Consider the following 16,711-nt stretch of genomic DNA (forward strand, 5'->3'; position numbering starts at 1 on the left):
GTAGCGTGAGTGCATGGTCTCCGCGCGCGAGCACATCGATCCCACCCCGTTCGTCGAGGCGAACCGCGCGAACTGGGACGAGCGCGCTGAGCTCCACGCCGCCCGCGACGGGTCCGGATACGGGATCGAGCGCTTCGTCGCCGACCGCGAGGCGCTCTCCGACGTCGTCCGGTTCGATCTGCCCCTCCTCGGCGACATCCGCGGAAAACGCGCCGTGCACCTGCAGTGCCACATCGGCACCGACACGCTCTCCCTCGCCCGCCTCGGCGCGCACGTGACGGGGCTGGACTTCTCCGAGACGGCGATCGCCGAGGCCCGGCGGCTCGTCGCCGAGTCCGGCGACGACGTCGACTTCGTCCGCTCCGACGTGAGGGATGCCGCATCGGTGCTCGAGCCCGCATCCTTCGATCTCGTCTACACCGGCATCGGCGCGCTGTGCTGGCTGCCGCGGGTCGATGAGTGGGCGCGCGTCGTCGCAACGCTGCTCGCACCCGGCGGCTCGCTGTTCATCCGCGAGGGGCACCCGATCCTGTGGTCGGTCAACGAGACGCTCGAAGACGACATCCACCTCCGCTTCTCCTACTTCGAGCCGGCCGAGCCGCTCGAATGGGACGACGACTCGACCTACGTGCCCACGACGCGTCCGTTGACGGCGACCAAGACGTATGAGTGGAACCATGCACTCGGCGAGATCGTGACCGCGCTGCTGGATGCGGGCCTGCGCATCGACGCGCTCGTCGAGCACGACAGCGTGCCGTGGGAGGCGCTTCCCGGCCGCATGTCCCATCGGGCGACCGACGGCGAATGGGTGCTGACCGGCCGTTTCGCCGGGGTCATGCCGCTGACCTACACGATCCGGGCCACCAAGCCCGCCTGATCTTCGCCGGCATCCCTCACCGGCACCACGCACCTCGGTGCACAGCTCAGCCGCATCCCGCCTCCTGCGCATCCCGCCGGGCGACGGCCCGCGGTGCCGGCTGAGTTGTGCACGCCCGCCAGCGCCCGAACTCCTGCAGAACCCATGAGGCGGCGGGCCCTGCGGCCCGCATCAGCCGATATGCAGGAGTTCGGGCCTTCCAATTCGAGATATATCGTGTTATCTTCGCAACGCGATATATCTCGATAGACGAGGAGAACCGACATGGCACCGGAAAAGTGGCTCATCCACCCCGGCGAGACGCGCGTGATCGACCTGGACGACATCACGCACCTGAAGGTGGGGCTGGTCGGTGGTGAGATCGACATCGTCGCCCACGACGAACCCGGCGTGCGCATCGAGGTACACGCTGTGACGACGAAGGATCTGCGCATCTCCGCCGAAGACGGCCGGATCGAGATCGACCACCCGCAGTTGCGGTGGGACAACTTCCTCGAAGTGTTCCGCAACTTCGGCTCCGGCGGCCCGAAGGCCGAGATCAGCGTCGCGGTCCCCGCCGACATCGCACTGACCCTCGGCGTCGTCAACGCCAGCGCGCTCGTTTCCGGCCTCGCCGCGGATGCGCGCGTCAACACCGTCTCCGGCGACGTGATCGTCGACGGCCTGAGCGGCGACCTCACCGTCAACGCCGTATCGGGCGACGTCCAGAGCCGCGGACTCGACGGCGCGCTGAACGCCAACAGCGTCTCGGGCGACGTAACGGCGACGGGACGCATCACGAAGGCGACGGTCGACACGGTCTCCGGCAGCATGATGATCGACGCGATCGGCCCGGTGCACCAGATCGGCCTGAACACCGTCGCCGGCAGCACCACCATCCGCCTGGATGCGGGGCTGCCCGCCAACTACGTCGTGCGCAGCGTCAGCGGCCGCGTGCAGATCGACGGGGTGCCGCACTCCGGTCGCGGCAGCGGTCCGACGACGAACTACTCCGGCTCGGTCGGCGAGCTCAGCGGCAGCTTCGTGGACGTGCGGGCGAACTCGGTCTCGGGCGACATCACGGTGCTCCGCCGCGCCGTCGGGGAGGGCGAGCAGTGATGGCGCCGGTCTTCTCGCACGGCGACCTGCGCCTGTACCTACTCAGCCTCCTCGACGAGGCCCCTCGTCACGGCTACGACCTCATGCAGGCGCTGGCCGACCGCACGGGCGGCACCTACACGCCGAGCGCCGGAACGATCTACCCGCGCCTCGCGAAGCTGGAGGAGGAGGGGCTGGTCACCAAGACCATTGACGGGCGCAAGACGATCTATGCGCTCACGGATGCGGGGCGCGCCGAGGTCGCAGCGCGTGCGGGTGAGCTCGAGGGCATTCAGTCCGACCTCGCCGACTCCGTGCGCCTGATCGCCCAGGAGGTGCGCGGCAGCGTGCGCGAGGCGATGCGGAGCCTGCGCGCAGATCTCGCCGCGGCATCCAAGGCCGACCGGGATGCGCCGACGCCGCCGCGCGAGGACGACGAGCGAAGTGCCACGCGCGAGCAGTTGCGACGTGCCGAGGCAGCCGTCACCGAGTTCCGCACGCAGGTGCGCGCCGACATGCGCACGCACGTGGCACGGGGCGGTCAGCTCTCCGCATCCGCCGTCGACGCCTTCGTCGAGGCGATGGATGCGGCAGCGCGCGAGCTCACCCGCAGGATCCGCGGCTAGGGTTACTCGACCCAGGGATCGTCGGCATCGGCCAGGGGCTCCTCGAGAGGAACGACGAGCACCGGCCGGTGCTGACGATGCGCCAGGCGCGCGGCGACCGAACCGGTGAAGAACTCCCGCAGGGTCTCGCCGAACCCGCGCCGGCGCGTGCCGACCACGATCATCACCGCATCCACCTGATCGGCGAGATCCTTCAGCGCCATCGCGGGATCGCCCACGAGCGAGCGCAGCGACCACGAGTCCGGCGCGAGAAGCTTCTCGGCTCGAGCACGCACCGCATCCGCCTGCGCCTGGCCGGCAGCGAGGTTCATGTCGATCGGCGCGCTGTGCTCCACCCCGTCGGGATCGGCATAGGTGACGAAACGGGTCACGTCGACGTAGGCCACGATGAGATCGCGGCCGAAGAGCCGCGCGTAGCGGGCGGCTTCCATCCAGACCCGATCGGGAAGATCCGCCGTCGCTCCCAGAACGACCGGTCCCACAGCCTCTTCGCCCATGACTCCTCCGCGGGCGGCCGCGGGAGAGACCCCGCGAGCCACCGTGTTATTGTTGATGCTACTCTTCCCGGTTCAGAAACCGGACTACGCGGATGCGATGGGCGCCAGCTGCAGCCCTCGCCGTCAGAATATGAGGGGGTCTCGCATGGGGCGTGGCCGTCAGAAGGCGAAGCACACGAAGATCGCCCGTGAGCTGAAGTCATTCAGCCCGTCGGTGAACTACGCGGCGCTCGAGCGCGAACTCGGTCACCCGAGTGACGAGAACGAGTACGTCGACAAGTGGGCCGACCAGTACGAGGACGAAGACGAAGACGAGGACTCGCTCGAGGGCGCCCGGTAACACACCGGCGCCCGCGCGGCGACACCTCGCCCGCTCATCGTCACAGCCAGGCCGCACGGCGCACCGCTTCGGTGCCCGTGCGGCTGCTCTGTGGTGTCAGGACGTCTGCGTGCCCTCGACCCAGGCGAGGTACTCCTCGCTGACGGTCCCGGTCACATAGCGCCCGTCGAAGCAGCTCATGTCGAGGTCGGTGATGTCGGAGCCCTCGAGGATCGCCGCCTTCAGGTCGTCGATCTCCTGGTAGACCATGTAGTCCGCGCCGAGCTCCTCGGCGATCTCGGGAATCGTCCGGCCGTGGGCGACCAGCTCGTGCCGAGAGGGCATGTTGATGCCGTACACGTGCGGGAACCGCACCGGCGGGGCCGCGGAGGCGAACGTGACCGACAGCGCGCCCGCATCCCGCGCCATCTGGATGATCTCCTTGCTCGTCGTGCCGCGCACGATCGAGTCGTCGACCAGCAGCACGTTCTTGCCCTTGAACTCGCTCGGCATGGCGTTGAGCTTCTGGCGGACGCTCTTCTTGCGCACGGCCTGGCCGGGCATGATGAACGTCCGGCCCACGTAGCGGTTCTTGTAGAAGCCCTCGCGGTACTCGATACCGAGCTTGCGGGCGACCTGCATCGCCGCGGGACGGGAGGAGTCCGGGATCGGCATGACCACGTCGATCTTGCCCTGGGGGGTGTACTTCGCGATCGTGTCGGCGAGGCGGTCGCCCATGCGCAGGCGCGTCTCGTACACCGAGATCCCGTTCATGACCGAGTCGGGACGCGCGAGATAGACGTACTCGAACGAGCACGGCGCGAGCGTCGTCTCGCTCGCGCACTGGCGCGCATGGAGGGTCCCGTCGAGCGCGACGAACACGGCCTCGCCGGGAGCGACGTCGCGGACGACCTCGAAGCCGGCGTTGTCGAGCACCAGCGACTCGGACGCCACCACCCACTCGTCGTGACCGTCCGGGTTGGAGCGGCGACCGAGGATCAGCGGACGGATGCCGAACGGATCCCGGAAGGCCAACAGACCGTGACCGGCAATGAGGGCGATGGCGGCGTACGAGCCCTCGACGCGCTCGTGCACACGCGCGACGGCGCGGAACACCTGCTCGGCATCCAGTTCGAGACCCGGGATCTCGGACTGCAGCTCGCCCGCGAGCACGTTCACGAGAAGCTCGGTGTCGGAGCTCGTGTTGAGGTGACGGCGGTCCTTGCGGAACAGCTCCTCGGTGAGCTCCCGCGTGTTGGTCAGGTTGCCGTTGTGCACCAGGACGATGCCGTAGGGCGCGTTGACGTAGAAGGGCTGGGCCTCTTCTTCGTTGGACGCCGTGCCCTTCGTCGCGTAGCGCACGTGACCGAGCCCGATCTCACCGAGAAGGGCGCGCATGTCGCGGGTGCGAAACGCCTCGCGCACCTGACCCTTGGCCTTGGCGATATGGAAGACCCCCGAGCCCTCCGCGGTCGCGATACCGGTGGAGTCCTGTCCGCGGTGCTGCAGCAGCAGGAGCGAGTCGTAGATGTCCTGATTGATCGGGCCCTGCCCGACCATTCCGACGATGCCGCACATGAGGTGTTACTTCGCTCCGTCTCGCGTGCCGTCGCCGTAGGCGCCCACCAGGCGCACGGCACCGCCGTCGACGCCCTTGGCACCCTCGATCCATTCCCCGTCGGACCGGGCTCCCTCGCCCACGACGCCGACCTGCCAGGCGTCGATGCCGTACCGGGCGAGGACGGATGCGGCCGCATCCACGCGCTCGGCGGAGATCACCGCGAAGAAGCCGATACCCAGGTTCCACGTGCCCTCGGTGGCGGTGAGCTCCAGATCGCCCAGGTCGGCGAGAACCCGGAACACCGGAGCCGGCGACCACGTGGAGCGGTCCACCTCGACCCAGCTCCCGGGGGCGAGCACGCGAGCGAGGTTCGCGCCGATGCCGCCGCCGGTCACGTGACTGAGGCTGTGCACGTCGCCACCCAGCTCGTCGATGAGCGCGAGGATCGGCGTCGTGTAGAGACGGGTGGGCTCCAGGAGCGTCTCGCCCCAGGTGCGGCCGAAGTCGGCGGCGTGGTCGCCGTACTGCACGCCGGCACGCGCGACGATGTGACGCACGAGCGAGTAGCCGTTGGCGTGGAGACCGCTCGAGGCCAGGGCGATCACGGCGTCGCCCGGGCGGACGCGGTCGGCGCCCAGCACCCGGTCGGCCTCGACAACGCCGGTGGCGGCACCGGCGACGTCGTAGTCGGCGACTCCGAGGAGCCCCGGATGCTCGGCCGTCTCTCCGCCCACGAGCGCGGTTCCGGTGGCTTCACAGCCCTCGGCGATACCGCGCACGATGGCGGCGATGCGCTCGGGGACGACCTTGCCGCACGCGATGTAGTCGGTCATGAACAGCGGCTTGGCGCCGACCACGACGATGTCGTCGACGACCATGCCGACCAGGTCCTGCCCGATCGTGTCGTGCTTGTCGATCGCCTGCGCGATGGCGACCTTGGTGCCCACGCCGTCGGTGCTGGAGGCCAACAGCGGCCGGCGGTAGCCGAGAAGAGCGGAGGCGTCGAACAGCCCTGCGAATCCGCCGACGCCGCCCAGGACCTCGGGGCCCTGGGTGCGACGCACGGCCGACTTCATGAGTTCGACGGCCAGATCACCCGCGGCGGTGTCTACACCCGCGGCGGCATAGGGATCGGGAGCCACCCCCTCAGCCTACCCGGCCGAGCGCACCGTCGCTCCGCCCCCGTGGGGCGGGGCGACATGTGCACGATCGGTGGGGCGCACGTGTACGCACGGGGCGCATGGGGCGGAGAGATCGGCAGCGGTCGTGCAGACCTCGCCGCACGGATGCGGGGTGGGCGAGGAGGGGATGGACGCAGTGAGGGGAAGCACCCGCGACGAGGGCGAGGCGGCCCCTACAATGACGGCATGCCGAGCGCCGAGAGGCCGCAGTGGGTGGTCCGCGAAGACGCGGGGCCGAGCGTGCTCGCGGCGCTCTATCTGCGGCAGATGCTCGGCATCCGCAGCCCCGAGGAGCTGCCAGGGCTCCGCGGTGTCCGGACCGACGCACCCGAGGCGGATGCCGTGCTGGAGCGGCAGTGGCGTGCGCTGTGGGCGATGACCGTAGAGCCGTTGGCGCATCCCTCAGAGGTGCCGCTGGAGCTCATCGCGGGCATGGACACCCTGCTCGCGCTGCCCGCCGACGGCGCCGATGAGTTGCGCGCGGCGATCGTCCCGCACGCTGGTGCGGCTCTCGCCTTCGCCCGCTCCGCGAGCGCCGTCCACACCGATCGCGTGCGCGGCTCGTCGTACCGCGCCTACGCGAGCGCGATCGCCGTGCACGAGCGCGAGGTGGGCCGGCGCGCGCACTCGTTCGAGCTGAACGTCCAGGTGCTGCCGCTCGCCCAGCGAGGTCTCTGGTGGATCGGATCCCTCACGATCGCGGTGACCGACGGTCTGCGCGCAGACGTGGCTGCCTTCGACGCGGCGATCCACCCGATCATCGCGGAACTGGCCTGAGTTCAGTCGTCGTCGCGTCGCACGTGGGCGACTTCCACCGAGACATCCCGTGCGCGTCGCACCATGGCCCGGTCGAAGAGGAGGGCGATGACCCCGCCGATCGTGAGGCCGACGACGGCGCAGACGAGGGCGAGGAATCCGAACACCTGCATCTGCGTGTACTGCACGCCCGCGGCGCTCGGCTCGTCGGTGCCGTGGAACGCGAAGGTCAGGATCATCGCGACGAGCACACCCACCGCCGCACCCAGAACGAGGAAGACCCCGTACTTGGGTGCGCGACGAACCCGCAGGGTCTCGACGTGCTCGTCGGTCACCATTCGGGGGGTCTGGGGGTCCTGCGGCTCGGGGGCCATGCATCCATTGTCGCATCCGCGGGGTACACAGCCGGGCCGCCTCCCGCGCAGCTCCTATCGTGGATCGGGTGATGACTGCTGTCGAGCTGAGGGAGGGCTTCGTCCTGCGGCCGCTGGCGATGGGAGACGCGAGCGCGCTGGCGGATGCCTATCGACGCAACCGGGAACATCTCGCGCCCTGGGAGCCCCTGCGGCCGGAACGCTTCTTCACGCAGGACGGTCAGGAGGAGGACATCGCGGCCCGGGCCGCGTCAGCCGAGGCGGGCGCGGGCTGCTCGCTCGGCGTGTTCCACGGCGAGCGGATCGTCGGACGGTTCAACCTCGCCGGCATCGTCCGCGGCCCGTTCCAGAGCGGGGGGCTCGGCTACTGGGTCGATCGCGACGTCACGGGGCGAGGGATCGCGACGTCAGCGGTGAGAGCCATCGTGACGGCGGCACGTGAAGAGCTCGGACTGCACCGCCTGGAGGCCAGCACCCTGACGCACAACCACGCCTCTCAGAGCGTGCTGCGCAAGGCCGGCTTCGAGCAGATCGGCTTCGCTCCCCGGTATCTCCAGATCGCCGGCCGATGGCAGGACCACAACCTGTACCAGGTCATCCTCCACACGTGACAGGGACACCCGAGGCACACCGAAGCGCCGGCCCCCAGGACCGGCGCTTCGGGTTTCGGCGCCCCGCGGAAGCCGTTCGCGGGGCGCCGAGTCTGTCAGGCGCGCTGACGGCGGCGCACGGCCACCACCAGCAGCAGGCCGCCGAACGCGATCACGCCGGCACCGAGCCAGAGCGCGCCCGTGGGTGCTGCGCTACCGGTGGACGCGAGCGCGCTGTCGGTTGCGCTGTCGCACGGCACCTCGGCACCCAGCGGCAGCGAGAACGTCACGGCATCCAGCGCCGTGCCGGCCTCGTAGAAGCCCGCGAACGCCTGTGCGCCCGCCGAGGTGAGGGTCGCCGCCGCTCCGGAGAACGTCACACGGTTCGCCGACTCCTGGGCCTGAGGCAGCGACAGCGTCGCGAACACGATGCCCGACGCGTTCGTGTCGGGCGAACCGTTGAAGCCCTTCGACTGCACGTTCAGGATGAGCGAGGCGGAACTCGCGCTGTTGATCTGGATGCGGGGGTTGGACAGTGTCATGTCGAGCGCGCCGCTGTGGCCGGTGTAGTGGACGGACCCGCCGAAGCTCACGCGCCCGCGGTCGGTCTCGGTGCTGAAGGCACCCGACCCCGATCCCCAGCCGCCCTCGATCGAGCCGTTCGCGACGGAGCCGGTGACGTAGGAGCGGAGCGACTCCTTGACCCCCCAGTCGATGCTCGCGCCCGACACGGCGCGGGCGACGCAGGTCGGTGCGGCGACCTGCTCCACAGCGGGGACGACGGCCGCGGCGGTGACCGAGAAGGGAGCGGATGCGACGACCGCACCGTTCACGCTGAGCTCGACCGTGTGGGCACCCACCGGGAAGTCGGCGGGGACGTTCCAGCTGAAGGTGACGGTGCCGCTGCCGCTCGCCGGCACGGTGCCGATCGTGACCGGCTCCGAGTGGGCGACGGCCGTGACCTCGTCACCGGGCTGGAAGCCGCCACCGGTGATCGTGAGAAGCGATCCCTGCTGCGCGCTCGCGCCGACGGGGAAGCCGACGAAGGGTGCCAGGGGCACGGCGACCGCGACAGGGGTGAGCGTGTCGAGCGAGCGATCGGTGACGGAGAGAGCGTGTGCGGCGGAGGTCGCGACCTGATAGCTCTTCGACGCATCGAGGGCGCCGGCGGGCACGGTCAGCGTCGTCGAGAACGCGCCGTCGACGACAGCGGCCGAGGGGACCCACGCCTGAGCGATCCAGCCCTCCGCCGGCAGCGGCGCGCCGCCGCTCCAGACGGAGCTCTCACCGAACAGGACGTAGACGCCGTTCGCGGCTCCGGCACCGGTGAAGCCGGTCCCCGCGATCGTCAGCACGTTCTCGACCGACGCGTCGAGCGGTGCGCTCGGCGCCACGCTCACAGCCGGCTCGACCACGGGCTGCGGCTCGGGCTCGGGCTGCGGCTCGGGCTGCGGCTCGGGCTCGGGCTCCGGCTCCGGCTGGGGCTCGGGCTGCACGGCGGCGAACGAGACGACCGCCTTCGCGTCCTGGGAGCGGTCGTTCATCGCGGTGTGGTTGGCGAGCGTGTACAGGGCGGTCCCGCCGCTCTTCGGCTGCACCGTGAACGTCGTCGTGAACGAGCCGTCCGCCTCGAACTTCACCATCGTGGGCGTGGTGGGGTTCGAGGTGATCTGCTTGGCGCCGGTCGTGCACCGGTTCGCCGCGATGAACGTGAACGACACTTCGCCGAGCGGCACGTCGACGCACGTCGTGAGGTAGATCGGCTGGTCCGGGTTGTAGCCGGTTCCGCTGACGGTGATCTCCTCGCCCGCGGGATCGAGGCCGGTCGACTTCGACAGCGTGAGGGTCGGGGTCCGCTCAGCGACGGGCGCGGTGATCGTCACCGCGACGGCCGCGGAGGTGGATGCCGCGTACGCCGCTGCATCCGTCGGGGTGAAGACGGCCTTCAGCGTGTGGGTGGCGACACTCAGCGCGGAGTTGCGCAGCACCGCGCTGCCCGACGACACCGGCACACTGCCGAGGGATGCGGCGCCGTCGAAGAACTCGACCGAGCCCCCGGCGGAGGGCTCGACCGTTGCCGTGAACACCACCTCGGCGCCCGCGACAGCCGACGCCGGCGACGCCGAGAGGGTCGTCGTCGTCGCGGCGGCGGGGAACAGCTGTGCCCAGTCGATCGCGACGCCGGTGCGCGCATAGAGGTTGCTCGCGCTGGGGTTGGAGCGCGACGGCCAGGCGATCACGTCGTAGGACCTGGTGCGATCCAGCGTGGCCGCCGGCTGCTCGAGCGAGCCGGAGATGGCGCCGGCGGCGTCCGGGTAGACCGCCGCGGCGGGGATGCTGCCGCCGAGCTGGATGCTCGACAGATCCGTGTCAGCGGGAATGAGAGCGATGTAGAGCGAACGCTGCGCCTGGCCCGGCAGGAGCGGGACGTTGCCGTAGCCGTCTCCCGTGACGGCGACGCTGACAGACGTGCCGGGGTCGACGGCAGCGGTCGCCGAGAGGGTGTAGCTGGCGGCCTGGGCGGGAACGGCGGCGCCGATGACGGCGGCGGAGGCGACGAGGGCGGTCGCCACCGCGCTCGCGAGCAGGCGCCGCAGCGACGCTCGAGGTGATCTGTGCACGGGAACTCCTTGCGGAAGGCGGGTCGGTGACCGCTCTGATGCGATCCATCACGGTCGGAGTTAGCTTAGCCTTACCAAAGTTGAATCTGGGAATTCGATATGCGCCCGTTACGCGGACCGACGGGGCAGGACGATCGGCCGGCCGGTGTCGGGGTCATCGATGATCCGCACACCGGTCGCGTAGACGGACTCGATGCGATCGGCTGTGAGCACGGCGGCCGGCGCTCCGACCGCGGCGAGCGTTCCGCCGGCGATCATCGCCACATCGTCCGCGTACGCGGCGGCGAGGGAGAGATCGTGCAGCACGATGACGACGGCACGACCGATGCCCGCCAGGCGGCGGGCGGCCCGCAGGACATCCTCCTGATGCCGGAGATCCAGCGCCGCGGTCGGTTCATCGAGGAGGACGACGGGGGTCTCCTGCGCGAGTACCCGCGCCAGCGAGACGCGCGCCTTCTCGCCCCCTGACAGCGAGACATAGGTCCGCTCGGCCAGATGCGCGACATCCGCAGCGGCCATGGCTTCGGCGATGGCGTCGTCGTCGCTTGCGCCGTCCGGGCCGCGCCACGGCGCACGGCCCATCGCCACCACCTCGTGCGCGGTGAAGGCGAACGCCACCCGGTTCTCCTGCAGCAGCACCGACCGCATCCGCGCCAGCTCCGGCGGCCGGACGTCGCCGACGGGTCGCCCGTCCACCAGCACCTCGCCGGAGGAGGGCCGCACATCGCCCGCCATGACACCGAGCAGGCTCGACTTGCCCGCGCCGTTCGGGCCCACGAGTGCGAGGACGCGCCCGAACGCGACGTCCATCGTGACGTCGCGGAGGATGTCGGCGCCGCCCACGCGCAGGTCGACCGAGCGCAGACGAATGGCCGCGGCGGTCATGCCCACCCCCCGCCGCGCAGACGACTGCGCCGGATGAGCCAGTAGAAGAACGGGCCGCCGATGAGAGAGGTGAGGATGCCGATGGGCAGATCGGCCGCGGGCACGAGCGTGCGAGCGAGCAGGTCCGCGTAGACCAGCAGCACGGCGCCGCCGAGCAACGACGCGACCAGAAGCGGACGGTTCGCGGGTCCGAGCAGCATCCGCGCAAGGTGCGGCACGACGAGCCCGACGAACGCGATGATCCCGACGAACGCCACGGCCACCCCCGTCATCGACGCGACGAGCACGATCGAGACGATCCGCAGCCGCTCCACCCGCACGCCGAGGTGCGCGGCCGTCCGCTCCCCCAGAGCGAGCAGGTCATATCGTCGCGCCAGTGCGAGCGCGCCCGCGGCTGCGACGGCACCCACCGATGCGACGACCCCGACCTCGTCCCACCGGGAGCCGTTCATCGAGCCGAGCTGCCAGAAGACGATCTGCTCCCTGGACGCGGTGTCGCCGACGAACATGAACACGGCCAGCGCGGCTCCCGCGAAGGCATTGACGGCGATGCCGGTGAGGATGAGCGTCACGGACTCGGTGCGTCCCTGAGTACGCGCCGTCGCGTAGACGATCACGGTCGCCAGCAGTCCGCCGGCGAAGGCGAACACGGCGGTCGTCCAGCCACCGAAAGCGGCGATGCCGAAGGTGAGGGATGCGGCGGCGCCGACCGCGGCACCGGAGGAGACGCCGACCACACCGGGCTCTGCGAGCGGATTGCCGAAGATGGACTGCATCACCGCTCCGGCCACGGCCAGCAGGGCTCCGACGAGCAGCGACATCACCACACGGGGGAAGCGGATCTGCCAGAGCGTCTGCTCGACGAGCGCGTCCGTCGGCGCCCAGCCGTTGGCGAACCCGATCGCGCGGAGGAGCGAGCCCACGACCTCGGATGCGGGGATGGCCAGCTGTCCCACGCCCGCGGACAGCAGCACGCCCACCACCAGGAGGATGCCGGCGGCACCTCCTACCAGCATCCGCCGATGCCGCACGGAACGCGCGGTCACGAGGCGGCCGGCGCGTACACGGCTCGCGCCAGGGCCTCGAGCACCTCCGCCGATCGCGGGCCGAACGAGAGGATCTGACCGTCCTCCATGTCGACGAAGCGGCGGTGCGCCCCCGCAGCGGTGATCGCGATCGCAGGTTTGGCGGTGAGGAGCCCGTCCACGCCGCCCACCGAATCGAGCCCGCCCGTCATGACGAGGATCAGATCGGGGTTCGCCGCGACCATCGCCTCGTCGGTGAGCGGCCGCATCCCGTCCCATCCGAGCTCCCCGGCGACGTCCACGCCTCCCAGAGCCCTGATGATCTCGTCGGCACCGGACTCCTCACCGAACAGGTAGTACACGCCCGCCGTTCCGCGCAGGTAGAGGAAGACCATGCGCAGCCGATCCCCCTCGGCGGCCGGTGCGACCGCTGCGATGTCGGCGCGCACCCGTTCGACCTCCGCGCCGATGCGCTCCGCGAGAGCCTCGCCCGAAGCCTGGGCGCCGAACACCGCCGCCACGTCGCGGGCGAGTTGCTGCGCACCGGCGAACGAAGACTCGTTCGCCACGAAGACGACCGGGATACCCACATCCCGCAACTGCTCGACGACGTCGCGCGGACCGATCGAGCCGTCCGTGATGACGAGCGTGGGCCGGAGCGCAATGACGGCCTCGGAGCTGACGGTGTGCCCGCCGGTCGTGACGACGGGCAGGTCTTCCACTCCCGGGAAGGTCGTCGAGACGTCGCGGCCCACGAGAGTGCCGCCGAAACCGAGCCCCCACACCGTGGCCGCGAGCGAACCCGACAGGTCCATCGCGACCACGCGCGAGGTATCGGAGACCGTCACCTCGCTCGCACCCTGCAGGTCGTGGGAGAGCACGGTTGCGGGGAGCGTCTGCGTCGGACTCTCATCCACCGGATCGATGGCGGCGTGCGGAAGCACGGCCGTGGAGGCGCCCTCGTAGGCGCGTGGATCGCTCAGGGTCTCGAGATCCGTCAGGGGTCGTGCCGGGCTGGCCGCGGCTGAGACGGCCGGTGTGGGCGTCGGCGACGCGCAGCCCGTCAGCAGAGCGGCGGTAATCCCCAGTGCGACGACGATCGCGCGACGCCTCACGGGGCATCCTCACGGATGCGGCGCCGACGCGCGACGGCCACGACGGCGACGGATGCGGCGATCGCAGCGAGCGCGGCCCCGATCCCCCACCTCCAGGCCGTCGCGTCGTCGTCCGCGTTCCCGGCGGCCGATGCCTGGGTCGGTTCGGGCGTCGCCACGGCGGCGACATCGGCCTCGGCGCAGGCGAGCTGCACCTCGAACGAGACCGGGTCGAAAGCGGTGCCGGCCTCGTAGCTGCCGAACTGTGCGGCACCGTCGGCTGTGAGCGTGGTCGCCGCATCGGCCGCGGACAGCACCTCCCCGGTCGGGGCTGGCGTCGTTGCCGTGTCGAGCGCCACGAAGTCGACCTGCTCGGCACTGTTCACGCGGTCGGTGGCCCCCGCCAGGGCGTCGTCCATCGACACGCCTCGCACGTCGAGCAGGACGCGGGATCCGCCCGGCTCGAGCACGAGAGTGGGGTTCGCGATGGTCGTGTCGAGCAGCCCGGCGTGCCCCGAGAAGCGGACACCGCCGCCGAAGGTCACCGATCCCGTCCCCGTGGCGGGGTCGACGCTTCCGCCGGTCGCCGGCCAGCTGAAGACGGGCGTCTCGTAGGTGGCGCCGTCGATCGGCTCCCACGAGCCCTTCGCGATCGTGCCGGAGATGTAGGAGCGGAACGACTCCTTGAAGCCCCAGGTCAACGAGCCTCCTGTCACCGCACACGCCTCGGTTGCGTGCTCCGTCGCGGGGGCGGTCATCGGCACGGTGAGCACAGCTGTGGCCAGCACGATCGAGGACACGGCGGAACGAAGGAGCATGGCGAGACCATTCCGAACTAGGTGAGGTAAGCCTTGCCTACCCTAGCGGATGGTCGCGCCGCGCTCGTGACGGTTACGGGCGCAACGGAAGCAGGTCCGAGACGTCCGAGCGGGTTCCCGATGCGCGGATGAGGCCGGCGGCCGCCGCATCCGACCACGACTGAGCCCCCGTCGCGAGGGCGATCCAGGTGCGGGCGTCGGTCTCCACGACGTTCGGCGGCGTGCCGCGGGTATGGCGCGGCCCCTCGATGATCTGGACGGCGCCGAACGGTGGAACGCGCACCTCGACCGTGTGGCCGGGCGCCTTCTCTGCGAGCAGCTGCAGGAGATACCGCACGGCCGTCGCGAGATCGGGACGGGCGGGCTGTTCGGCCGCCGCCACCGCGGCGAGCGCGGCGCGGCCGGCGTCTGTCGTGATGCGCGGCATGACCGCCACGCTACCCCGACGCTCGAAAGCGGCTCTCGGTAGGGTGGGGCGCGTGAAGATCCTCGTTCTCGGCTCCGGCGCGCGCGAGCACGCCATCATCCTCGCGCTCGCCTCCGAACCGACGCACCACGAGATCCTCGCGGCGCCGGGCAACGCGGGAATCTCGCGCGACGCCGCGATCGCACGCGTCCCCGACGGCTCCGTACTGAACCCCGAGGATCCGACCGCCGTGACCGAGTACGCCAACGCTCACGCGATCGATCTCGTCGTGATCGGCCCCGAGGCGCCCCTCGTCGCCGGCGTCGCCGACGCGCTGCGCGAGCGCGGCATCCCGGTCTTCGGTCCCGGCCGTGCCGCGGCGCAGCTCGAGGGCTCCAAGACCTTCGCGAAGCGGATCATGGATGCGGCGGGGGTTCCCACCGGTCGCGCGGTGCGCGCTCAGACCATCGAAGAGGTGCGGGCGGCGCTCGACGACCTCGGGGCCCCGCACGTCGTCAAGGCCGACGGGCTCGCCGCCGGCAAGGGCGTCATCGTCACCGAGGACCGCGATGCGGCGCTCGCGCACGCGGCCGAGTTCCTCCCGACCGGCGCCGTGCTCGTGGAGGAGTTCCTCGCAGGCCCCGAGGTCTCCCTTTTCTTCCTCAGCGACGGCGACACCGTGCGCCCGCTCAGCCCGGCGCAGGACTTCAAGCGGTTGGGCGACGGCGACAGCGGCCCCAACACGGGCGGCATGGGCGCATACTCGCCGCTCCCCTGGCTCGCCGAGAGCTTCGGCGACGAGCGCTCGTTCGTCGATCTCGTGACCGAGACCGTCGCCCTTCCCATCATCCGCGAGCTCGACCGCGAGGGCACCCCCTTCATCGGCCTGCTCTACGCCGGACTCATCCTCACCGACACCGGCGTCAAGGTCATCGAGTTCAACGCGCGGTTCGGCGACCCGGAGACGCAGGTCGTACTGCCGCGCCTGATCACGCCGCTCTCGCAGCTGCTGCTGTCGGCGGCATCCGGCACGCTCGAGGACGAGCCGCGTCCGGAGTTCTCCGACGCGGCTGCGGTGACGGTCGTACTTGCGAGCGAGGGATACCCCGCGGCGCCCGTCACGGGCCGCACCCTCGCCGGGCTGGATGCGGCCGCATCCGTCGATGGCGTGCACATCGCCCACGCCGCCACCCGGGACCACGGCGGCGAACTCGTCGCGACGGGCGGGCGCGTGCTGAACGTGGTGGCCGTGGCCGATGACTTCGCCACCGCCCGCGACCACGCCTATCGCGCGCTCGCGCGCATCGAGCTGGCGGGCGGGCAGTACCGCACCGACATCGCGGCACGCGTCGCCGGCTGAGTTCGGGAGCCGGCGCATCCGCCTGGCGCAGCCCGAACTCCTGCACAATCACCCCGGACCGGCGTGTGGAGCCGGTTCAGGCCGGATCTGCCGGAGTTCAGGCGCCCGCACCCAGGCTCACTGCACGCGCGCCTGCACCCATCCGGCGCTGGTTCCGCCGGTGGTGACCATGATCTGCACGGGGCCTTCCGCATCGACCTGCTGATGATCCTGCGTCTGCAGGGCGTCTTCGCACGCGAACGAGCCGGATGCGATCGCACGGCGCTCCTGGTCGACGGCGGAGGTCATCACCTCGTAGCTGATGGCGCCGCCCGTGCACCACGCGTCGATGCGGAGCATCTGGCCGGGCGAGACGACCGCGGGCCCGGTGATCGACGCGTTGGCGGCGGCGTCGCCGTCCGGGTCGAACCTCGTGAGCGCCACCTGCCCGGGATCGTCCGCCTCGGGCTCCAGCGGTGCCGAGGGCGGCGTGGTCGTCTGCTCACCGGACGGCGCGGGCGGCGTGAGGGACACGGTCGGTTCGTCGTCGACGGCGCCTGCCGTGCACCCGGCGATACCGAGAGCGGCGAGGACGACACCGCCGAGAAGGAGGGGACGGATGCGGCTGCTCATGCCCTCCACGGTAGAAAGCGCCCACCGCGGGT

The 16,711-nt window shown here is 70.8% G+C and carries 18 protein-coding genes; 7 read left to right on the forward strand and 11 right to left on the reverse strand.

Annotated features, from left to right (window positions below):
* Positions 1–13 precede the first annotated feature (13 nt).
* The 3 genes from PQV94_RS15100 (at position 14) to PQV94_RS15110 (ending at position 2,580) form a co-directional block, all read left to right on the forward strand.
* The gene (locus PQV94_RS15100) at positions 14–877 is read left to right on the forward strand and encodes a class I SAM-dependent methyltransferase (protein WP_274286581.1); all 864 of its coding nucleotides are present in this window, start codon (positions 14–16) and stop codon (positions 875–877) included.
* A gap of 264 nt (positions 878–1,141) precedes the next feature.
* Entirely contained in the window at positions 1,142–1,975 is an 834-nt protein-coding gene (locus PQV94_RS15105; RefSeq protein ID WP_274286582.1) for a DUF4097 family beta strand repeat-containing protein, read from the forward strand.
* Positions 1,975–2,580, forward strand: a complete 606-nt coding sequence (locus tag PQV94_RS15110) for a PadR family transcriptional regulator (RefSeq protein WP_274286583.1) — start codon at positions 1,975–1,977, stop codon at positions 2,578–2,580. The genes PQV94_RS15105 and PQV94_RS15110 overlap by 1 nt, the downstream gene beginning before the upstream one ends.
* Positions 2,581–2,582: 2 nt before the next feature.
* On the opposite strand, the gene PQV94_RS15115 is transcribed toward PQV94_RS15110, so the two are convergent.
* Positions 2,583–3,077: a universal stress protein gene (locus PQV94_RS15115; RefSeq protein WP_274288297.1), complete on the reverse strand. Its 495-nt coding sequence runs from the start codon at positions 3,075–3,077 to the stop codon at positions 2,583–2,585.
* Between the two features lie 145 nt (positions 3,078–3,222).
* Between PQV94_RS15115 and PQV94_RS15120 the strand changes: the two genes are divergently transcribed.
* The gene (locus PQV94_RS15120; protein WP_137418327.1) at positions 3,223–3,417 is read left to right on the forward strand and encodes a DUF3073 domain-containing protein; all 195 of its coding nucleotides are present in this window, start codon (positions 3,223–3,225) and stop codon (positions 3,415–3,417) included.
* 96 nt (positions 3,418–3,513) lie between these two features.
* Here PQV94_RS15120 and purF read toward each other — a convergent pair whose 3' ends face one another.
* Positions 3,514–4,974 (reverse strand): amidophosphoribosyltransferase, encoded by a 1,461-nt coding sequence (gene purF / locus PQV94_RS15125; RefSeq protein ID WP_274286584.1) that lies wholly within the window; start codon positions 4,972–4,974, stop codon positions 3,514–3,516.
* Between the two features lie 6 nt (positions 4,975–4,980).
* Positions 4,981–6,099, reverse strand: coding sequence for a phosphoribosylformylglycinamidine cyclo-ligase (gene purM, locus PQV94_RS15130; protein WP_274286585.1), 1,119 nt, complete (start codon positions 6,097–6,099; stop codon positions 4,981–4,983).
* Between the two features lie 225 nt (positions 6,100–6,324).
* Here purM and PQV94_RS15135 point away from each other — a divergent pair, with 225 nt between their 5' ends.
* Complete coding sequence (locus PQV94_RS15135; RefSeq protein ID WP_274286586.1) at positions 6,325–6,915, forward strand: zinc-binding alcohol dehydrogenase; 591 nt, start codon at positions 6,325–6,327, stop codon at positions 6,913–6,915.
* A gap of 2 nt (positions 6,916–6,917) precedes the next feature.
* On the opposite strand, the gene PQV94_RS15140 is transcribed toward PQV94_RS15135, so the two are convergent.
* The gene (locus tag PQV94_RS15140) at positions 6,918–7,268 is read right to left on the reverse strand and encodes a potassium transporter Trk (RefSeq protein WP_274286587.1); all 351 of its coding nucleotides are present in this window, start codon (positions 7,266–7,268) and stop codon (positions 6,918–6,920) included.
* 71 nt (positions 7,269–7,339) lie between these two features.
* On the opposite strand from PQV94_RS15140, the gene PQV94_RS15145 reads away from it, so the two are divergent.
* Positions 7,340–7,879 carry a GNAT family N-acetyltransferase gene (locus tag PQV94_RS15145; RefSeq protein WP_274286588.1) on the forward strand — a complete coding sequence of 180 codons (540 nt, stop codon included), beginning with the start codon at positions 7,340–7,342 and terminating at the stop codon, positions 7,877–7,879.
* 95 nt (positions 7,880–7,974) lie between these two features.
* Here the strand turns inward: PQV94_RS15145 and PQV94_RS15150 are convergent, their stop codons facing one another.
* The 6 genes from PQV94_RS15150 to PQV94_RS15175 form a co-directional block, all read right to left on the reverse strand.
* A complete protein-coding gene (locus PQV94_RS15150) occupies positions 7,975–10,479 on the reverse strand; it encodes an HtaA domain-containing protein (RefSeq protein WP_274286589.1) in 2,505 nt (834 codons plus the stop codon).
* A gap of 108 nt (positions 10,480–10,587) precedes the next feature.
* Positions 10,588–11,364, reverse strand: a complete 777-nt coding sequence (locus PQV94_RS15155; protein WP_274286590.1) for a heme ABC transporter ATP-binding protein — start codon at positions 11,362–11,364, stop codon at positions 10,588–10,590.
* On the reverse strand, positions 11,361–12,380 hold the full coding sequence (locus PQV94_RS15160; protein WP_274288298.1) for a FecCD family ABC transporter permease: 1,020 nt from the start codon (positions 12,378–12,380) through the stop codon (positions 11,361–11,363). The genes PQV94_RS15155 and PQV94_RS15160 overlap by 4 nt, the downstream gene beginning before the upstream one ends.
* A 26-nt stretch (positions 12,381–12,406) precedes the next feature.
* Positions 12,407–13,504 (reverse strand): heme/hemin ABC transporter substrate-binding protein, encoded by a 1,098-nt coding sequence (locus tag PQV94_RS15165; protein ID WP_274286591.1) that lies wholly within the window; start codon positions 13,502–13,504, stop codon positions 12,407–12,409.
* The gene (locus PQV94_RS15170) at positions 13,501–14,301 is read right to left on the reverse strand and encodes an HtaA domain-containing protein (RefSeq protein ID WP_274286592.1); all 801 of its coding nucleotides are present in this window, start codon (positions 14,299–14,301) and stop codon (positions 13,501–13,503) included. Before PQV94_RS15170 ends, PQV94_RS15165 begins: the two co-directional genes overlap by 4 nt.
* Before the next feature lie 73 nt (positions 14,302–14,374).
* Positions 14,375–14,728, reverse strand: coding sequence for a sterol carrier family protein (locus PQV94_RS15175; RefSeq protein WP_274286593.1), 354 nt, complete (start codon positions 14,726–14,728; stop codon positions 14,375–14,377).
* Between the two features lie 52 nt (positions 14,729–14,780).
* Between PQV94_RS15175 and purD the strand changes: the two genes are divergently transcribed.
* A complete protein-coding gene (purD, locus tag PQV94_RS15180) occupies positions 14,781–16,067 on the forward strand; it encodes a phosphoribosylamine--glycine ligase (protein WP_274286594.1) in 1,287 nt (428 codons plus the stop codon).
* A 117-nt stretch (positions 16,068–16,184) separates the two neighbouring features.
* Here the strand turns inward: purD and PQV94_RS15185 are convergent, their stop codons facing one another.
* Positions 16,185–16,679: a hypothetical protein gene (locus PQV94_RS15185; RefSeq protein ID WP_274286595.1), complete on the reverse strand. Its 495-nt coding sequence runs from the start codon at positions 16,677–16,679 to the stop codon at positions 16,185–16,187.
* Positions 16,680–16,711: the final 32 nt, after the last annotated feature.

It is taken from the genome of Microbacterium sp. Clip185 (genome assembly GCF_028743715.1).
In the GTDB taxonomy this organism is placed as follows: Bacteria; Actinomycetota; Actinomycetes; order Actinomycetales; family Microbacteriaceae; genus Microbacterium.